This window comes from Antarctobacter sp. (genome assembly GCF_965277915.1).
Classification (GTDB): domain Bacteria; phylum Pseudomonadota; class Alphaproteobacteria; order Rhodobacterales; family Rhodobacteraceae; genus Antarctobacter.
Genome location: NZ_OZ255849.1, coordinates 1513570 through 1531800, shown reverse-complemented (window position 1 = coordinate 1531800; position 18231 = coordinate 1513570). Strand labels below are relative to the sequence as shown.

At 65.5% G+C, this 18231-nt stretch carries 15 protein-coding genes; 10 read left to right on the top strand and 5 right to left on the bottom strand.

Annotated elements, in window-relative coordinates; all coding sequences use genetic code 11:
• Together ACQY5B_RS08260 and ACQY5B_RS08255 are read right to left on the bottom strand one after the other, a co-directional pair.
• On the bottom strand, positions 1–393 hold the full coding sequence (locus ACQY5B_RS08260) for a hypothetical protein (RefSeq protein WP_420325641.1): 393 nt from the start codon (positions 391–393) through the stop codon (positions 1–3).
• Positions 394–405: 12 nt separating this feature from the next.
• Positions 406–2250, bottom strand: a complete 1845-nt coding sequence (locus ACQY5B_RS08255) for an ABC transporter ATP-binding protein (RefSeq protein WP_420325642.1) — start codon at positions 2248–2250, stop codon at positions 406–408.
• 252 nt (positions 2251–2502) lie between these two features.
• On the opposite strand from ACQY5B_RS08255, the gene ACQY5B_RS08250 reads away from it, so the two are divergent.
• From ACQY5B_RS08250 to ACQY5B_RS08235, 4 genes are all read left to right on the top strand, one after another.
• A complete protein-coding gene (locus tag ACQY5B_RS08250; RefSeq protein ID WP_305972177.1) occupies positions 2503–4200 on the top strand; it encodes a peptide ABC transporter substrate-binding protein in 1698 nt (565 codons plus the stop codon).
• Positions 4201–4304: 104 nt separating this feature from the next.
• Complete coding sequence (locus ACQY5B_RS08245; protein ID WP_305972176.1) at positions 4305–5312, top strand: ABC transporter permease; 1008 nt, start codon at positions 4305–4307, stop codon at positions 5310–5312.
• A complete protein-coding gene (locus tag ACQY5B_RS08240) occupies positions 5305–6294 on the top strand; it encodes an ABC transporter permease (protein WP_305972175.1) in 990 nt (329 codons plus the stop codon). Before ACQY5B_RS08245 ends, ACQY5B_RS08240 begins: the two co-directional genes overlap by 8 nt.
• A gap of 431 nt (positions 6295–6725) precedes the next feature.
• Positions 6726–7775 carry a YeeE/YedE family protein gene (locus ACQY5B_RS08235; RefSeq protein WP_420325643.1) on the top strand — a complete coding sequence of 350 codons (1050 nt, stop codon included), beginning with the start codon at positions 6726–6728 and terminating at the stop codon, positions 7773–7775.
• A gap of 194 nt (positions 7776–7969) precedes the next feature.
• Here ACQY5B_RS08235 and ACQY5B_RS08230 read toward each other — a convergent pair whose 3' ends face one another.
• Positions 7970–9271, bottom strand: a complete 1302-nt coding sequence (locus ACQY5B_RS08230) for a DUF3422 family protein (protein ID WP_305972173.1) — start codon at positions 9269–9271, stop codon at positions 7970–7972.
• 145 nt (positions 9272–9416) lie between these two features.
• Positions 9417–9854, bottom strand: coding sequence for a DUF6314 family protein (locus tag ACQY5B_RS08225; RefSeq protein WP_420325644.1), 438 nt, complete (start codon positions 9852–9854; stop codon positions 9417–9419).
• Between the two features lie 166 nt (positions 9855–10020).
• On the opposite strand from ACQY5B_RS08225, the gene purB reads away from it, so the two are divergent.
• The 5 genes from purB to ACQY5B_RS08200 all read left to right on the top strand — a co-directional run bounded on the left by purB (position 10021) and on the right by ACQY5B_RS08200 (position 14444).
• Positions 10021–11331: an adenylosuccinate lyase gene (gene purB, locus ACQY5B_RS08220; RefSeq protein WP_420325645.1), complete on the top strand. Its 1311-nt coding sequence runs from the start codon at positions 10021–10023 to the stop codon at positions 11329–11331.
• 5 nt (positions 11332–11336) lie between these two features.
• Positions 11337–11834 (top strand): DUF4396 domain-containing protein, encoded by a 498-nt coding sequence (locus tag ACQY5B_RS08215; protein WP_420325646.1) that lies wholly within the window; start codon positions 11337–11339, stop codon positions 11832–11834.
• 121 nt (positions 11835–11955) lie between these two features.
• Positions 11956–12114 carry an adenylosuccinate lyase gene (locus tag ACQY5B_RS08210; RefSeq protein ID WP_305972169.1) on the top strand — a complete coding sequence of 53 codons (159 nt, stop codon included), beginning with the start codon at positions 11956–11958 and terminating at the stop codon, positions 12112–12114.
• Between the two features lie 239 nt (positions 12115–12353).
• Positions 12354–13406, top strand: a complete 1053-nt coding sequence (locus tag ACQY5B_RS08205; RefSeq protein WP_420325647.1) for a flagellar motor switch protein FliG — start codon at positions 12354–12356, stop codon at positions 13404–13406.
• Between the two features lie 69 nt (positions 13407–13475).
• Positions 13476–14444: a lysophospholipid acyltransferase family protein gene (locus ACQY5B_RS08200; RefSeq protein WP_420325648.1), complete on the top strand. Its 969-nt coding sequence runs from the start codon at positions 13476–13478 to the stop codon at positions 14442–14444.
• Here ACQY5B_RS08200 and ACQY5B_RS08195 read toward each other — a convergent pair.
• Entirely contained in the window at positions 14414–15109 is a 696-nt protein-coding gene (locus tag ACQY5B_RS08195; protein WP_420325649.1) for a DUF1223 domain-containing protein, read from the bottom strand. The genes ACQY5B_RS08200 and ACQY5B_RS08195 overlap by 31 nt on opposite strands.
• A gap of 309 nt (positions 15110–15418) precedes the next feature.
• On the opposite strand from ACQY5B_RS08195, the gene acnA reads away from it, so the two are divergent.
• Positions 15419–18178, top strand: a complete 2760-nt coding sequence (acnA, locus tag ACQY5B_RS08190; RefSeq protein WP_420325650.1) for an aconitate hydratase AcnA — start codon at positions 15419–15421, stop codon at positions 18176–18178.
• Positions 18179–18231 lie beyond the last annotated feature (53 nt).

Here is an 18231-nt window from a genome sequence, read left to right as displayed (position 1 = left end):
TCAGCCCCTTGGCGCGGGCGCGTCGCGCAGCCAGGTTCCGCCGTACCAGGTGCAGTACCAGTCCGGGTTCTCGGCCTCGATCGCGCGCAGCAGGCGTTCCGTGGCGCCCCATTCGTCGATGGCCAGGCTGATGGCCCGGCTGTCAGGTCCGGGCAACCGCAGCTGGATCCGAAAGCGGTCGCGCCTGTAAAAGCCCGCATCGCCGCTGTCGTTCCACCGCAGGCCCGGCAGATGGCGGTCGAAGACGGCGCGCAGGTCGGCCTGCGGACCAAAGGGGATCGCCGGGCAAGGACCGGCCAGCGCCGCGATCAGCGGCGACTGGTCCATGCGGGGATCATCGGGCGAACAGGGGGGCGGGCCGTCGAACCGCCAGATCCGCAGGCCCGCCGCCACGCCCTGCCCCCGTCAGTACCCGCTGTCGGTGATCAGCACCTTGTGGCCCGGGCTGACCTCTTCGTATTCCGAGGGCGCGGCCTCGTAACCGACCGGGTGGATCGGTGAGGGGATCGGTTTGAAGTTGAGGTCCTTTTCCGTCTTCCGACGGCGCGGATCGGCGATCGGGACCGCCTTCATCAGGGCCTGTGTATAGGGGTGGCGCGGATTCTCGAAGACAGCGCGGCGCGGCCCCAGTTCGACGATCCGTCCCAGGTACATGACGCCGACGTAATGGCTGACCCGTTCGACCACGGCCATGTCGTGGCTGATGAAGAGATAGCCCAGCCCCATGTCCGCCTGCAGTTCCATCATCAGGTTGATGACCTGCGCCTGCACCGAGACGTCCAGCGCCGAAACCGCCTCGTCCGCGACGATCAGGCGGGGTCGCAGGGCCAGGGCGCGGGCAATGGCGATCCGCTGACGCTGGCCGCCGGACAGTTCGTGCGGATAGCGGCGCATGAAGCTGCGCGGCAGTTCGACCCGGTCAAAGAGCTGCGCGACATGGTCGGACACCGCGCTGCCGGTCTCGATGCCATAGTTGTGGATCGGCTCGGCCACCTGGTCGGCCAGTTGCAGCTGCGGGTTCAGCGAGGCGAAGGGATCCTGAAAGATCATCTGCATGTCGCGCCGCGCCTCGCGCAGCCCGTTGGTGCCCAGGGCCATGACGTCGGTGCCGTCGAGATCGACCTTGCCCGCCAGTGGTTCGACCAGCCGCAGGATCGACCGACCGGCGGTGGACTTGCCGCAGCCGGATTCCCCCACGAGGCTGAGCGTCTGCCCCTTGTTCAGGACAAAGGACACGTCCTCGACCGCGTGGACATTGGCCACGGTACGGCGAAAGAACCCGCCCTTGACCGCAAAACGCGTGGTCAGCCCCTCGACCGTCAGCAGAGGTTCGTTGGTGCCGGGGATGGGTTTCAGATCCTGGTCGTCGCGGCCCACCAGCTTCATCGGTTCGGGCAGGTCCTTGCCGGTCATCTCGCCCAGCTTGGGGACGGCGGCCAGCAGCGCCTTGGTATAGGGGTGCTTCGGGTTCTCGAAGATTTCCTCGACGGTGCCTTCCTCGACCTTGTTGCCGCGGAACATGACCACGACCTTGTCGGCCATCTGGGCGACCACGGCCATGTCGTGGGTGATGAACATCACGGCGGTGCCGGTCTCACGCTTGAGCCGGTCCATGAGGGCGAGGATTTCCGCCTGGATCGTCACGTCCAGCGCGGTGGTCGGTTCGTCGGCGATCAGCAGGCGCGGCTTGCAGGCCATCGCCATGGCGATCACCACGCGCTGACGCATGCCGCCGGACAGTTCGTGCGGGAACTGGTTCAGACGGCGTTCCGGTTCGGGAATTCGCACCTCGCGCAAGAGTTCGACGGCCCGCTCCTCGGCCTGTTTCGCGCTCATCCCGCGGTGGACGCGCAGGCCCTCTGTCAGCTGTTTCTTGACCGTGAAGACAGGGTTGAGCGCGGTCATCGGCTCCTGGAAGATCATGCCGATCTCGTTGCCGCGGATGTTGCGCATATGCGTCTGGTCGAGGGTGCGCAGGTCGACCTCGCCGCCCTCCTTGCGATCGAACAGCAACCGGCCGCCGGCGATGTCGCCGCCACCGTATTCCACCAGCCGCATCAGCGAGAGCGAGGACACCGACTTGCCCGAGCCGGATTCGCCCACCACGCAGACCGTTTCCCCCGGACCGATGTCGAAACTGACGTCCTCGACGCCGACGACCGGGCCGTCCTTGGTCTGGAACTCCACCCGCAGCTTGTCGATCCGCGCGATCGGTCCTGCAGTCTGCGAGTTCGGTGCGCTGTCCAGCATTGTTGCGTGCTCCCCATGTCCTGAGGGCAAAGGCTATGGGCTGCGCGGGCAGGCTGTAAAGACCCGCAATGCTTTTACGTTAGGCAATGCTTGCATTTTGCGCATGTTGTGCTTTCGATGGGGAACGGGTGGGGTATCCGGATCATCGATGTGCAAATGGCGGTTGCAATCGCCTCCTCATCTGGCCGACCATCCCGCCACAACGAAGGGGCCGGGCACGACATCCGGTCCCGACCAACATGGAGTGATATCATGAGACTCAAGACCCTGATGCTCGGGGCAGCCGCCGCTATTGCACTGGCTCCCGCAGCCTTTGCCGAGCGGGCGTCTGACGGCGACGTCAAGATCATCTACTGGCAGGCTCCGTCGATCCTGAACCCGTTCCTGTCGGGCGGCACCAAGGACGTCGAATCCTCGTCGATGATCATCGAACCGCTGGCACGCTACAATGAGAACGGCGAACTGGTGCCCTGGCTGGTCGACGAGATCCCTACCGTTGCCAATGGCGGTGTCTCCGAGGACCTGACCCAGATCACCTGGAAACTGAGCCCGGGCATCCTGTGGTCGGACGGCACGCCGCTGACCTCCGAGGACGTCAAGTTCACATATGAATACTGCACCCACCCCGAGGGCGGCTGCGCGCAGATCACCAAGTTCGAGGGCGTGACCTCGGTCGAGACGCCGGACGAATCGACCATTGTCGTCACCTTCGAAGGCCCGACCCCGAACCCCTACGGCCCCTTCGTCGGCGGTGAGAGCCCGATCATCCAGAAGGCCCAATTCGAGAACTGCGTCGGCGCCGCGGCCTCGACCTGCACCGAGCAGAACTTCAACCCGATCGGCACCGGCCCCTTCGTCGTCACCGAGTTCAAGCCGAACGACGTGATCACCATGAAGGCCAACGACAACTACCGCGACCCGGCCAAGCCGGCCTTCGCCACCGTGACCTTCAAGGGCGGCGGTTCGGCGGCCGCGGCGGGCACCGCCGTGATGGAAACCGGCGAATTCGACTACGCCTGGAACCTGCAGCTGGCCCCCGACGTCATCGCCAAGATGGAAGCGGGCGGCATGGGCAAGCCGGTGGCCGGCTTCGGCCCGCTGTTGGAACGCATCATGCTGAACAACACCAACCCCGATCCGAACCTTGGTCCGGACGAGCGTTCGGTGATCCGCCCGCACCCCTTCCTGGGTGACCCGGCGGTCTACAAGGCGATGTCGATGGCCATCGACCGCAACCTGCTGGTGGAAATCGGCTATGGCCAGGCCGGCCGCGTGTCCTGTTCCTGGGTCCCCGCCCCCGCCGCCTTTGCCGCCGACATCGAAGGCTGCGACGTGCAGGACATCGAGGGCGCCAAGAAGATGCTGGACGACGCGGGCATCGTCGACACCGACGGTGACGGCATCCGCGAGAAGGACGGCGTGCCGCTGTCGATCGTCTACCAGACCTCGGTCAACGCCGTCCGCCAGGACTTCCAGGCGCTGATCAAGGACTGGTGGGAACAGATCGGCCTCGAGGTCGAGCTGCGCTCGGTCGATGCATCGGTCTTCTTCGGTGGCGACCCGGGTTCGCCCGACACCTTCCAGAAGTTCTATGCCGACGTGGAAATGTACGCCAACACCTTCAACGGCACCGACCCGCAGGCCTACCTGGGCAACGGTCTGTGCGACAAGGCACCGCGTCCGGAAACCCAGTGGCAGGGCGAGAACATCAGCCGCTTCTGCGACGAGGAATACGATGCGCTGCACAAGAAGCTGACCGAAACCGCCGACATGGAAGAGCGTCAGCGCATCGGCCGCGAGCTGAGCCGCATGGCCTTCGAGCGGGGCGCGATGATCCCGCTGGTTCATCGTGGCCGCCTCTCGGCGCATTCCAACAGCCTCGGCGGCGTCAAGCTGAACGTCTGGGACAGCGAGCTGTGGAACGTGGCCGACTGGTACCGGATCGACTGATCCGCTGAAAACCGGGGCGCGCCCGGCGCGCCCCTATTGCAGGCCGGACCCGCTTCGGCCCGGCCTGCCCCCGGCTCCATAGCCGCAAAAATCAGAGGCGTTTGATGCTATCCTACGCGACGCGACGTCTGGTCCTTTCGATCCCGACGCTTCTCTTCATCAGCTTTGTCATCTTCATGCTGCTCCAGCTTGCCCCGGGGGACCCGATGGCGCAGGTGCCGCTCACGGTCCCGCCAGAGGTGAAACAGAAGATGCGCGAGGCCCTGGGCCTTGGTGAACCGCCGCTGGTGCAATACTGGAAATGGCTGGTGCAGGTCTTCTGGACCGAACCCAAGGTCTTTATCGACTGGGCCTTCGGCACCAACATGACAGAGGGCGCGCAACGCGTGATCTCTTGGCAGACCCGGTCGCCGGTCATGGACATCATCATCCAGCGGATCCCGCAGACCCTCTGGGTGGTCGGCACGGCCTATATCGTCGCCATCCTGATCGCCATCCCGGTGGGCGTCTATTCGGCCTACAGGCAGTATTCGGTCTTTGACCAGGCGGGCACCTTCGTGACCATGATCGGCTTCTCGATCCCGCCCTTCTTCACCGGCCCGCTGCTGATCGTGATCTTTTCCGTCCAGCTTGGCTGGTTCCCCTCGATCTACGACACCACCCACGTCGTGACCGACTGGGCCAGCTTCAAGGTCCAGCTGAGTCAGATGATCATGCCGGTCATGGTGCTGGCGCTGCAGATCACCGCCCAGCTGAGCCGCTACATGCGCGCCTCGATGCTGGACAACCTCAACCAGGATTACGTCCGCACCGCCCGCGCCAAGGGCCTGAGCGAGGCGATCGTCGTCAATGTCCACGTCGTGCGCAACTCGCTGATCCCGGTGGTGACCGTGATCGCGCTGGGGGTGCCGGCCATCTTCGGCGGAGCCATCATCACCGAACAGGTGTTCAAGGTGAACGGGATCGGCCAGCTGCTGATCACCGCGCTTTTCGCCAACGACCTGCCGATGGTCATGACCCTGACCTTCATCTTTGCCGTGCTGATCGTGCTCTTCAACCTGGTTGCCGACATCCTCTACGGCCTGCTCGACCCGAGGATCCGCTATGACTGACAACACCACCCCCTCGGACGAGCCATTGCAGGCCATCGAGGCCCTGCAGGACAAGGAACCGTCCAAGCCGCCCCGCGCGCGCTCCAAGGACGTCTGGGACCAGTTCCGCAAGCACAAGGGCGCCATGTTCGGCCTGGGGTTCCTGATCTTCATCACGCTCGCGGTGCTGATCGGCCCCTGGCTGTACCAGGTGGATCCGCAAAAGATAGACATCCGCAACAAGGACTTCCGCCCGATCTATGTCGCGCTGTGGGATTCCGATGCCAGGACCGGCTGGAACAAGCCTTTCGGCTCGGACCAGCTGGGCCGTGACCAGCTGGCGCAGATGATCGCCGGGGGCCGCGCCTCGATGGCGGTGGGCTGGGCCGCGATGATCCTCAGCCTCGTCATCGGCACCGCCGTCGGCGTGATCGCGGGCTATTTCAAGCGCCTCGACGGGTTCCTGATGCGCATGACGGACCTGTTCCTGTCGCTGCCGATCCTGCCGCTGCTGCTGCTGGCGGTGACGCTGTTCCGACAACCCCTCAGGGCCAACTTCGGGCCGGAGGGGGGCATGTTCATCCTGATCGTCACGATGATTGCCATCACCTCCTGGATGCCGACGGCGCGGATCGTGCGCGGCGACATCCTGGCCATCAAGGAACGCGAATTCGTGCTGGCCGCGCGTTCGATCGGCACAACCCAGTTCAAGATCATCCGGCGGCACCTGCTGCCCAACGTCCTGTCACCGATCATGGTCTCGGCGGCGCTGGGTCTGGCCACGGCGATCATTACGGAGTCGGCCCTGTCGTTCCTCGGCGTGGGCTTCCCCTCGGACTTCCCGACCTGGGGCAAGATGCTGGCCGACGCCGTGGTGCGGATGGAGGAATTCCCGGAGCGGGTTCTGCTGCCCGGGATCGCCATCTCGCTGACCGTGCTCTCGGTCAACTACCTGGGCGACGGGTTGCGCGATGCGCTGGACCCGCGCATCCGGGGCCGGTGAGCCTGGCCGCAATGACAGCAACAGGGACCGGCGGTGCAAACCGCCGGTCCTTTTCCTTTTGGCGTGCCATGCCGCATTCCTGCGCGCGGTGATCCAAGGGATCGGCGGCAGTGGCACCTTAGCTAATGACACCCCTGCCCCGGCGGGCACGATGCGCAACCTGAACACCGTTCCAAGACCCCCGCGAAATGCTGGCAGAGCGCCGACTTCGAAAAAAGGATAAGCCCACGGCCCGTGGCCCGGCGCCCCGAACAGGCACCCGCCCCGGCGCGGGCGCGGGGATGACGTTTTCCTGCTGGATGCCCTCCGACGCGGGAAATCGTCCCGGTTCGAAAGGTGCTCCATAAGGATCATGTGCTTGCCTTGTGGCCTTTGCCCCCTCATTTGGGACAAAATTCCTGAATCCCAATCCCCGCACCCCGGAGGCTGCCATGTATGAATCGCTGGGTTTCGACACTCTTACCGCTCCGCAGGCCGCGGTCTGGTTTGCCCTGATCCTCGGCGCCGCCTTCGGTCTGCTGGCCGAGCGGACCCGTTTCTGCTTTCGGCGTGGTCTTGTCGGCGAGGATCGGCGCGCCGCGCTTGGCGTCTGGCTGACCGCGTTGGCCTTTGCGCTGGTGGGCACCCAGGCCGCCGTGGCGATGGGCTGGATCAGCTTCGGCGACCACCGCTTCATGGCGAGAGACCTGCCGGTGGCGGCGATTCTCGTCGGCGGCCTGCTCTTCGGCGCGGGCATGGTGCTGACACGCGGCTGCGTCTCGCGGCTGACGGTGCTGACCGCCTCGGGCAACCTGCGTGCACTGACCGTGCTGGCGGTTTTCGCCGTGGTGGCCCATGCGACGCTCAAGGGCGTGCTGGCCCCGGTGCGCACGACCCTGGCGCAAACCACCCTGCCCCTGGGCGAGACCACCAGCCTTGCCGCCCTGCCCGGTGGCGCCGCCCTCTGGACCGCGCTGCTGGCCGCCGCGGCGCTGGCCTACGGGCTGCGCTCGGGCAACCGCTGGCAGGCCCTCGCGGGCGGTGCGCTCATCGGCCTGCTGGTGCCGCTGGGCTGGGTCGGTACGGGCTTCATCCTCTATGACGATTTCGACCCGATCGCGATGCAGAGCCTCGCCTTCACCTCCACCTGGTCGGACACGCTGTTCTGGACCGTCGCCTCCAGCTCGATCCCGGCGGGCTTCGGCGTGGGCCTGATCGGCGGCGTCTTCCTGGGCGCTTTCGTCTCGGCCCTGGCCGCGCGCCGTTTCCAATGGCAGAGCTTCTCCTCCCCGGCAGAGACCGGCCGCTACCTGGCCGGCGCCGCGCTGATGGGCGTGGGTGGTGTTCTGGCGGGCGGCTGCACCGTGGGCGCGGGCCTCTCCGGCGTGCCGACCCTGTCGATCGCCGCGCTGGCCGCCCTGGGCGCCATCGCGGTCGGCGGGCTGGTGACCAACGCCCTGCTCTCCGCCTCTCCGCGTGGCACGCTGCAACCGGCGGAGTAACCCCTTCTCGAACCGAAACGCACGGCCCCGGAAATGTCCGGGGCCGTTCTCGTTCGTGCCAGCAACCGCAAGGATCAGCACGCCGCCTGTTTCCTGGTGGCTCCGGAAGCAAAGACAGGCGCAGCCTGTCCCAAGGGTCGGCGGGCGGGCGCCTTTGCGGCAGAGCCGCAAACAGTCCCGTCCCGGCGACAGGCCTACAGGTCCGGCCCGCCGTCTTCCATGTGGTGCCGGATACGGCGGATCATCAGCCAGACCACCGCCACCACCGGCAGCGTCAAGATCGCCGTCATCATGCCCTTGCTGATCCCCAGCAGGTCCGCCACCGGGTACATGAGATAGCCCGCCAGCGAGACCGCGTAGTAACTGATCGCCACCACCGACAGCCCTTCGACCGTCTTCTGCAATTGCAGTTGCAACTCGGCGCGCTTGTCCATGCTTTCCAGCAATTGCTGGTTCTGCGCCGAACGCCCCACTTCGACCCGGGTCCGCAGCAGGTCGGCGGCGCGGGTGGCTCGGTTGGTCATGCTTTCCAGCCGGCGCTCGGCGCTTTTCACGGTCCGCATGGCCGGGTCGTAGCGGCGCATCATGAATTCGGAAAAGGTCTGCCGCCCCTGAAAGCGCTCCTCGCGCAGCACCTCGATCCGCTGCCCCACGATGGCCTCGTAGGCGCCCGTCGCGCCCAGCCGGAAGGACATGCGCGCCGACAGGCTTTCCAGCTGGGCCGAAACCTTCAGCAGCGCCTTCAGCGTGCCTTCCTCCTGCCCGTCCTCGTCGGTCATGACCTGCATCAGCCGGGTCAGTTCGGTGTCGATCTCGCCCAGCCGCGGAGAGATCTCGCGGACCCGCGTGAAACCCAGCATCGACATGGCCTTGTAGGTCTCGATCTCGCAAAGCCGCTGCACGATGCGCCCCACCCGGCGCCGGCCGATCCCCTCGCGCACGAAGATGGCAAAGCGCTGGTGCCCCGCCGGGTCGATTCGGAAATCGCCCGCGATCACCGCATCGCCGTCAATCACCTCGCTGACGGCCACGCTTTCGGGTACAAGCCAGTCGCCCAGCTGGCGGCTGATGGCAGCGTCGTCGGCGGGGCGCTCGTCGATGCGCAGCATCGCCGATGTCACCCGCACGCCGGGCGCGCGCGCAAGCCAATCCGGCGGGAAGACATCGAGATCCGCCGGATCGAAGGCGCGGTCGCCGAGCCCCGGCATGAAAACCGTATAGGTCACGAATTCCGTATGCTGTTCCCATTTCAGCATGAATTGCCCGATCGGCCCCTGGTAATGGGTGGCGCCGGGCTGGGGATGCGGGGTTTCATGCCGGTCGAGCAGATCGATCAGGTGCGTCAGGTCCGCGCCCCGGTCCCGGGCGGCGGCATCCTTGGGCTGCTTGATCGCCAGGTAGATCGCACGGCAGGGCGCCGTGAGCGAAGGAAAGGGGCGCGCGTGCAACTCGTTGGCCAGCTTGAAGCGCAGCGGATGGTCCTGGATGGGCGGCATTGCATGGACTCCGGTTATCGGGCGCAACATGAATTGCTGCAGGTGCAAAGTAAAGATGATAAACGGCGTTTTTTCAGTGCCTTAGTTGAATGCGACCGTATACATTGCCGCGGCGGCAGGCGATCCGACCGATCGGCCCGGCCTCTCATGACCCCGGCCTCTCTGCCGTCGAGTACAGGGTCAGGCTCTCGTAGGCTTTGCGCGGCCCCGTGACGCGCCAGCGCAGGGACCAGCGCGGCCAGTCCGAGAAATCGTAGAGGCCATCGTATTGATCTGGCGGGCACCAATGCGCGACCTCGCCGCCCTCGACCGGGACCTGGTGGAACAGGCGACCATCCTCGAAGTAGACGGTCAGGTCCGCGTCCCAACGATAGCTGCGTTCTGCCACGAAGGGCCCCTGTCCACCCAGCCAGAACTGCCCCCGTTCACTGTAGATCGCGCCGGTGCCATCCCGCCGCCAACGGGCCGTGCCCTCGAACCGGCCCCGGGCGCCATCGTCCTGCCAGATCTGCCGGCTGACCTGCCAGTCGCCGAGAAATGCCCCGAGATCCCGCGTCGCCACCCTGCCTGAATGCCCTGTCATCTTGCCGTCCCCGCCGGATTTCAGAGTGCTAACACGCGGCACCGCCCCGGGGAAAGCCACAGGTGCGGTGATCCCTATCGTCGCGGCGCGCCTGCCCCCCTATTGCCGATGCATGCCGGTCGGCGTATGGCACCCCAACGTCGCAGTCCCAGCCGAGAGGTCCGCCATGATCCCCCGCTATTCCCGTCCCGAGATGGTCGCCATCTGGAGCCCCGAAACCAAGTTCCGCATCTGGTACGAGATCGAGGCCCATGCCTGCGACGCACAGGCCAACCTGGGCGTGATCCCCAAGGAAAACGCCCAGGCCGTCTGGAAGGCCAAGGATGTCGAGTTCGACATCGACCGCATCGACGAGATCGAGCGCGAGACCAAGCATGACGTCATCGCCTTCCTGACCCACCTCGCCGAGCACGTCGGCAGCGAGGAGGCCCGGTTCGTCCACCAGGGCATGACCTCGTCCGACGTGCTGGACACCTGTTTCAACGTCCAGCTGGTGCGCGCCAGCGATATCCTGATCAAGGATCTCGAAGGGCTGCTGGCGGCGCTGAAGAAACGTGCCTACGAACACAAGGACACGGTGCGCATCGGGCGCAGCCACGGCATCCACGCCGAACCCACGACGATGGGCCTGACCTTCGCCCGGTTCTACGCCGAGATGGACCGCAACCTGAGCCGGATGCGCGACGCGCGGGCCGAGATCGCCACCGGCGCCATCTCGGGCGCCGTGGGCACCTTTGCCAACATCGACCCGGCGGTCGAAGAGCATGTCTGCGACCAGATGGGCCTGGTGCCCGAACCGATCAGCACCCAGGTCATCCCGCGCGACCGCCACGCGGCGTTTTTCGCCACGCTGGGCGTCATTGCCAGCAGCATCGAGAACGTCGCCATCGAGATCCGCCACATGCAGCGGACCGAGGTGCTGGAAGCAGCCGAGTTCTTCTCGATGGGGCAAAAGGGCTCGTCCGCGATGCCGCACAAGAAGAACCCTGTGCTGACCGAGAACCTGACCGGGCTTGCCCGCCTTGTCCGCATGGCCGTCGTCCCGGCGATGGAGAACGTGGCGCTCTGGCACGAGCGTGACATCTCGCATTCGTCGGTCGAGCGGAACATCGGCCCGGACGCCACGATCACACTGGATTTCGCGCTGCACCGTCTGACCGGCGTCATCGACAAGCTGCTGGTCTACCCGCAGAACATGCTGGACAACATGAACAAGTTCCCCGGCCTCGTCATGTCGCAGCGCGTGCTGCTGGCGCTGACCCAGGCCGGTGTCAGCCGCGAGGACGCCTATCGCCTTGTGCAGCGCAACGCGATGAAAGTCTGGGATCACCGCACCGATTTCCGCGAGGAACTGCTGGCGGACGAAGAGGTGCGCGCGGCACTCTCCGAGGAAGAGATCAACGAGAAATTCGACCTCGGCTATCACACCAAGCACGTCGACACGATCTTTGACCGGGTGTTCGGCGCCCCTACCTGAGGGGAATGGAACAGCATAAGCACAGCCCTGCGCATCACGGGCATGCGCAGGACGACAGCCACGATACCCACGATACCCACGCCACCTGGCCCGCCGCCTTCTGGGCGACGGTCCATTGCGCAACCGGCTGCGTCAGCGGCGAAGTCCTGGGGTTGATGATCGGCGTGTCCCTGGGGCTGAGTCCCTGGCCGATCATTGCCCTGACCACCTCCCTTGCCTTGCTGTTTGGCCTGACGCTGGCCTCTGTTCCGCTGGCACGACGGCTGGGCACCAGTGTCCCGGCCGCTCTTGGCATGGTCTGGCTGGGCGAGACCGTCTCGATCCTGACGATGGAATCCGTGATGAACGCCGTCGACTATCTCTTGGGCGGCATGACCTCCGGCACGGTCTGGAGCACGGCCTTCTGGCTGTCGATGGCCGTGGCCATCCCCGTCGGCTTTCTGGCCACGCTGCCGGTCAACTATGTCATGATCGGGCGCGGGATCGCGAAACACGATCACTGAGCGCCCCGAAACCAAGCAGGTTTTCAGGATGTTGCGCGGACACGGGTCCGCCGAGCAAGTTTGTTTTTTGCCAGGGGCCGCATGCGTGCTACCCTTTCGGGTACACGTAGACAGGAGGACCATGAAGATGAAGCTGAAGATGCTCTTCGCCGCGACGGCCCTTATCGTGGCACCCGCGCTGGCGATGGCCTGCCCCGGACATTCCAAACAGGCCATGAGCTGCGCCGACGGCATGACCTATGACCATGAAAGCAACAGCTGCGTGGTGGTCGCAAGCTGACGGCCACAGGCGTCCGCAGCGCGCATGACCGAGGTTTCGCGGGCGGCCCATCGGGCTGCCCGTCTTGTTTCGTGGCGGGTCCTGCCGCCAAAGCTTGACAGCGGCTTAACGTGGCCGGGCATTTTTCCAACAATTGCAGGGGTTTCCTGCGGCTTCTTCTCGCATCTGGCTTAACGGGCCGGAAACCTTGTGGCGTTACGCCTTGGCCATAGCGCAACAACAAGGTCGGAAAGAACCGGATGTCCGCACTCGCTGCCCTGCCTGCCCCGTCCGCCATCGGTGGCAAGCCCCGTCTCAGCCGCAAGGCCAAGGCCGCCATCATCGTGCAATTCCTGCTGAACGAAGGCGCGGATGTGCCGCTTGCCGCTTTGCCCGACGAATACCAGGCCGAACTGACGATGCTCTTGGGCAATATGCGCTACGTCGACCGCGAGACGCTGAATGCCGTGGTCGAGGAATTCTCGAATGAGCTCGAATCGGTTGGCCTGGCGTTTCCCGGCGACATGGCCGGTGCGCTGACCGCGCTTGACGGCAAGATCAATCCGCACACCGCCATGCGCCTGCGCAAGGAGGCCGGGGTGCGCCAGACCGGCGATCCCTGGGCGCGGATCAACGCGCTGGAAGTGGACCAGATCAAGACGCTGGTGATGTCCGAAAGCACCGAGATCGCCGCCGTCATGATGTCCAAGATCGCCGTCGGCAAGGCGGCGCAGGTGCTGGCGAAACTGCCCGGCGACAAGGCGCGGCGGATTTCCTACGCGGTCTCGATGACCACCGGCGTGACGCCCGACGCGGTGGACCGGATCGGCCTCAGCCTAGCGGCGCAGATCGACGCCGAACCGCCCAAGGCCTTCAAGGCGCGGCCCGACGAACGGTTGGGCGCGATCCTGAACTATTCCAACACCGCCGTGCGCGAGGAACTGCTGCAGAACCTCGAGCAGGAGGACGCGGCCTTTGCAGAGGCGGTGCGCAAGGCGATCTTTACCTTCGCCAACATCCCCGAACGGCTGAACCCGATGGACGTGCCAAAGATCACCCGCGACGTGCCGCCGGACACCATGGCACTGGCACTGGCGGCGGCGATGCAGGGATCCCCGGAAGAGAGCAAGGCGGTCGAATTCCTCTATGCCAACATGTCCAAGCGCCTGGGCGAGAACCTGCGCGAGGAGGTCTCTGGCCTGGGCGAGGTCAAGGCCTCGGTCGGCGAAAAGGCGATGGCGGCAGTGATCAGCGCGATCCGCGACCTCGTCTCGTCGGGCGAGATCGAGCTGGTGGCCCCCGACGAAGAGTGATGCCCGCGCCCCTTGCCGCCCGGCATCGCCCTGCATAGAACGGGGACGATCTGTACGAGGGGCCCCCGGGTGAGCGGCAAGGACACGGAAAAGACGCGAAACACAGGCAAGGCCGGTGCGAAACCGGAAGCGACCCGGGGCACATGGCAGGACCGCCTGTCAGATATCGGGCTGAACCTCTTTGTGGGTGCGCTGCGCCTGTTGCCCGTGCGCAGCCGGCTGAACCTGGCCAGCTGGATCGTGCGGCGGGCCGTCGCTCCGGCGCTGGGATACTATGACCGCGTCGAAGCCAATATCGACCATGTCTGGCCCGGCACGCCGCCCGAGGAAAAGCGCCGCATCGCCGATGCCGCGATCGACAACCTCGCCCGGGCCTTCATCGAGAACTACGACCCGGCCGAGATGCTGCAGCGGGGCGCCGCCTACCCGGTGGGCGGTCCCGGCCTGCCCGCCTTCGAACAGGCCCGGGCCGAGGGGCGGCCGGTGCTGCTGCTCTCGGGCCACTACGGCAACCCGATCTGTGCGCGCTGCGCGCTGGTCGCGCGGGGCTACGAGGTGGGCGGGCTGTTGCGGGCCATGTCGAACCCCTATTCCAACGCCCGCTACGTCCAGAACTACCGCGACGTGGCAGAGCCGGTCTTTGTGCAGGGCCCCGGCGGGCTGAAGGCGCTGCTGCGGCATGTGCGCGGCGGCGGCGTTTTGGCGATGGTCTTCGACGTCTTCGACGGCTCTGGCGTGCCCATCGATTTCCTTGGCCAGCCGGCCCCGACCGTGACCTCTCCGGCGGATATCGCGCTCAAGACCGGGGCGCTGCTGATCCCCTATTTCGGCATCCGCCGCGCCGACCATTACGGCTTTGACACCATCCTCGAAGACCCGATCGAACACGGCGATCCGGTCGAGATGATGCGCGAGGCGACACGGCGGCTGGAAGCGCGGATCAAGGACGATCCGGGGCAATGGATGTGGACGCACCGGCGCTGGAAACCCAAGCGCCAGATGAAACGTCAGCGCAAACGGGCCGCCGCCACGATGTGACCGTTCTCGGGGTCCTGCACCAGCACGACCACCGGCGCATCCTGCCCCACCTCGACCCGGCCCTCGTAGATGCCGGTCCCGTCCCAGCGGGCGACGACATCCCAGCGACGGGCGATGTTGGTATAGGTCAGCGTGTGGCCGGCGTTCTCTCCACGGGTGATGGTCACCTCTTCGGAGGGATCGTAGCGCACGACGTGAATATCGCAGGGCCGCGCGTCGGTCAGGGCCTCGGCCCGGATCGCGATGCTGGCCCCGTCGCGCTGCACCGAGAGATTGACATGCGAGGGACGCTCGGCGTGTTTGCGGATCAGCTTGGAGAGTTTCATCGGGCGCGAACCGACAACATCGTCCTCGCCGTTCACCACCATCTGCGGCGTGTAGATCATCTTCCAGCCGCCAGTACGGGCATAGGCCTTTTGCCGCCGGGTGAAGGCATGCTGGGCAAAAACATCCTGCCAGCCGATGTAGTCCCAGTAGTCGACGTGCAGTGCCAGGGCGATCACGTCCTCGCGGTCGCTGAGTTCGGCAAGGATCGCGTCGGCTGGCGGGCAAGAGGAGCAGCCCTGCGAGGTAAAGAGCTCAACCACGACCGGATTGTCCTGGGCGGAAACCGCCCCTGCCAGCGCGATCCAGCCCGCCGTCACGATACCTGCAATCCTGCGCATGAATGCCTTGCCCTTGTCTCGTTCCCCCATCCGGGTCTACCCAAGCGCGTTCTCGAACGCCAATCAAGGTTTTGGGAGATTGCGTGACAGGTTTTGCCCCGCCCGCACCCGTCACACCCGCGTATATACGGCCATCAGGGCGCAGAAACAGGGGGCCACTCGCACCGCGTTGCACGGGTTCGGCCACCCAGCCGGGCAAAATTGTGTGCAACGGTATACAAAAACGACGCACCCCCCTTGATTGACTCACCCGCTTTCGGCATGAGGGTGCCAAGAAATCCTTTCGTCACCCCATCGGAGGCATTGCCCATGACCATCACCGTAGGCCATGACAGCGCGGGCACGCGCAAGACGCTCGAAGCCGGCGGCAAGACCGTCGCCTATTACTCGATCCCCGCAGCCGAGGCTGCCGGCCTTGGCGATTTCTCGAAACTGCCCGCCGCGCTTAAGGTGGTGCTCGAGAACATGCTGCGCTTCGAGGACGGAAAGACCGTCACCCAGGACGACATCAAGGCGTTCAGCGACTGGGCCAAGAACGGCGGCAAGGGCGACCGTGAACTTGCCTACCGCCCGGCGCGCGTGCTGATGCAGGACTTTACCGGCGTTCCCGCCGTGGTCGACCTGGCCGCCATGCGCGACGGCATCAAGGCCCTGGGCGGCGACGCGCAGAAGATCAACCCGTTGAACCCCGTCGACCTGGTCATCGACCACTCGGTCATGATCGACGAATTCGGCAACCCGCGCGCCTTCCAGATGAACGTGGACCGCGAGTACGAGCGCAACATGGAGCGTTACACGTTCCTGAAATGGGGCCAGACCGCGTTCAACAACTTCCGCGTCGTTCCCCCGGGCACCGGCATCTGCCACCAGGTCAACCTCGAATACCTCAGCCAGACCGTCTGGACCGACGAGGACCAGAACGGCGAAACCGTCGCCTACCCCGACACGCTGGTCGGCACCGACAGCCACACCACGATGGTCAACGGCGCGGCCGTTCTGGGCTGGGGCGTGGGTGGCATCGAGGCCGAGGCCGCGATGCTGGGCCAGCCGATCTCGATGCTGATCCCCGAGGTCGTCGGCTTCAAGCTGACCGGTGCGATGGTCGAAGGCACCACCGGTACCGACCTCGTGCTGAAGGTCGTGGAAATGCTGCGCGCCAAGGGCGTGGTCGGCAAGTTCGTGGAATTCTACGGCGACGGCCTCGACAAGCTGCCGCTGGCGGACCGCGCCACCATCGCCAACATGGCCCCGGAATACGGCGCGACCTGCGGCTTCTTCCCGATCGACGGCGAAACCCTGCGCTACCTGCGCAACACCGGCCGCGACGAGGACCGGATCGCGCTGGTCGAAGCCTATGCCAAGGAAAACGGCATGTGGCGTGACGCGGACTACGACCCGGTTTACACTGACACGCTGGAACTGGACATGGGCACCATCGTGCCGGCCATCTCCGGCCCCAAGCGTCCGCAGGACTACGTTGCCCTGACCGCGGCAGCCACCTCGTTCGAAAAGGTCGTGGCCGATTTCCGCGGCATCGACATTTCGGGCGATGCCAAGGACATGGCGGCCGAAGGCCCTGCCGCAACCAAGCCGGTCAACGTCCACAAGACCGCCAAGGTCGAGGGTGAGGACTATGAGCTGCGCGACGGCTCGGTCGTGATCGCCTCGATCACCTCCTGCACCAACACCTCGAACCCCTACGTCATGATCGGCGCGGGCCTGGTGGCACGCAAGGCCGCGGCGCTTGGCCTGACCCGCAAGCCCTGGGTCAAGACCTCGCTGGCCCCGGGGTCGCAGGTCGTGTCCGCCTATCTGGAGGCCGCCGGCCTGCAGGAGGACCTGGACAAGGTCGGCTTCAACCTCGTCGGCTATGGCTGCACCACCTGCATCGGCAACTCGGGCCCGCTCCAGCCCGAGATCTCGAAGTCGATCAACGAGAACGACCTGATCGCAACCTCGGTCCTGTCGGGCAACCGCAACTTCGAAGGCCGGATCTCGCCGGACGTGCGCGCCAACTACCTGGCCTCGCCGCCGCTGGTCGTGGTCTACGCGCTGGCCGGCGACATGAACATCGACATCACCAGCGAACCGATCGGCCAGACGCCGGACGGCAAGGACGTCTACCTGAAAGACATCTGGCCGACCACGCAGGAAGTGGCCGAGCTGGTCGAGCAGACCGTGACCCGCGAGGCGTTCCAGTCCAAGTACGCCGATGTGTTCAAGGGTGACGAGAAGTGGCAGGGCGTCGAGGTTCCGCAGCAGGAAACCTATGACTGGCCGGCGACCTCGACCTACATCCAGAACCCGCCCTACTTCCAGGGCATGGGCAAGGAAAAGGGCGCCATCACCAACATCGAGGGCGCGCGCGTCCTGGCCCTGCTGGGGGACATGATCACCACCGACCACATCTCTCCGGCCGGTTCCTTCAAGGAAACCACCCCCGCCGGTCAGTACCTGGTCGAGCGTCAGGTTCCGGTGCGCGAGTTCAACTCCTACGGGTCGCGTCGCGGCAACCACGAGGTCATGATGCGCGGCACCTTTGCCAACATCCGCATCAAGAACGAGATGCTGGACGGCGTCGAAGGCGGCTATACCAAGGGCCCCGACGGCGACCAGACCTCGATCTTCGACGCGGCCATGGCCTACAAGGACGCCGGCACCCCGCTGGTGATCTTCGGCGGCGAACAGTATGGCGCGGGTTCCTCGCGCGACTGGGCGGCCAAGGGCACGGCGCTGCTGGGCGTGAAGGCGGTCATCGCTGAATCCTTCGAGCGTATCCACCGCTCGAACCTGGTCGGCATGGGCGTCATCCCGTTCGAGTTCACCGGCGGCGACACCCGCAAGTCGCTGGGCCTGACCGGCGACGAAAGCGTCTCGATCACCGGTCTGGACACCGTTCAGCCGCTGCAGGAGGTGCCCTGCACCATCACCTACACGGACGGTTCGACCAAGGAGATCACGCTGAAGTGCCGGATCGATACCGCCATCGAGGTGGAATACATCGAACACGGCGGCGTGTTGCACTACGTGCTGCGCAACCTTGCGCAAGAGCCCATCGCGGCGGAATGATCTGACCAATCAACGTATACAGAAAGGGCGCCTTCGGGCGCCCTTTTTTATGC

Coding starts and splice junctions, on each gene's coding strand:
- ACQY5B_RS08255 (WP_420325642.1), bottom strand. CDS start 2,250: ATGCTGGACAGCGCACCGAACTCGCAGACTGCAGGACCGATCGCGCGG.
- ACQY5B_RS08250 (WP_305972177.1), top strand. CDS start 2,503: ATGAGACTCAAGACCCTGATGCTCGGGGCAGCCGCCGCTATTGCACTG.
- ACQY5B_RS08245 (WP_305972176.1), top strand. CDS start 4,305: ATGCTATCCTACGCGACGCGACGTCTGGTCCTTTCGATCCCGACGCTT.
- ACQY5B_RS08240 (WP_305972175.1), top strand. CDS start 5,305: ATGACTGACAACACCACCCCCTCGGACGAGCCATTGCAGGCCATCGAG.
- ACQY5B_RS08235 (WP_420325643.1), top strand. CDS start 6,726: ATGTATGAATCGCTGGGTTTCGACACTCTTACCGCTCCGCAGGCCGCG.
- ACQY5B_RS08230 (WP_305972173.1), bottom strand. CDS start 9,271: ATGCCGCCCATCCAGGACCATCCGCTGCGCTTCAAGCTGGCCAACGAG.
- ACQY5B_RS08225 (WP_420325644.1), bottom strand. CDS start 9,854: ATGACAGGGCATTCAGGCAGGGTGGCGACGCGGGATCTCGGGGCATTT.
- purB (WP_420325645.1), top strand. CDS start 10,021: ATGATCCCCCGCTATTCCCGTCCCGAGATGGTCGCCATCTGGAGCCCC.
- ACQY5B_RS08215 (WP_420325646.1), top strand. CDS start 11,337: ATGGAACAGCATAAGCACAGCCCTGCGCATCACGGGCATGCGCAGGAC.
- ACQY5B_RS08210 (WP_305972169.1), top strand. CDS start 11,956: ATGAAGATGAAGCTGAAGATGCTCTTCGCCGCGACGGCCCTTATCGTG.
- ACQY5B_RS08205 (WP_420325647.1), top strand. CDS start 12,354: ATGTCCGCACTCGCTGCCCTGCCTGCCCCGTCCGCCATCGGTGGCAAG.
- ACQY5B_RS08195 (WP_420325649.1), bottom strand. CDS start 15,109: ATGCGCAGGATTGCAGGTATCGTGACGGCGGGCTGGATCGCGCTGGCA.
- acnA (WP_420325650.1), top strand. CDS start 15,419: ATGACCATCACCGTAGGCCATGACAGCGCGGGCACGCGCAAGACGCTC.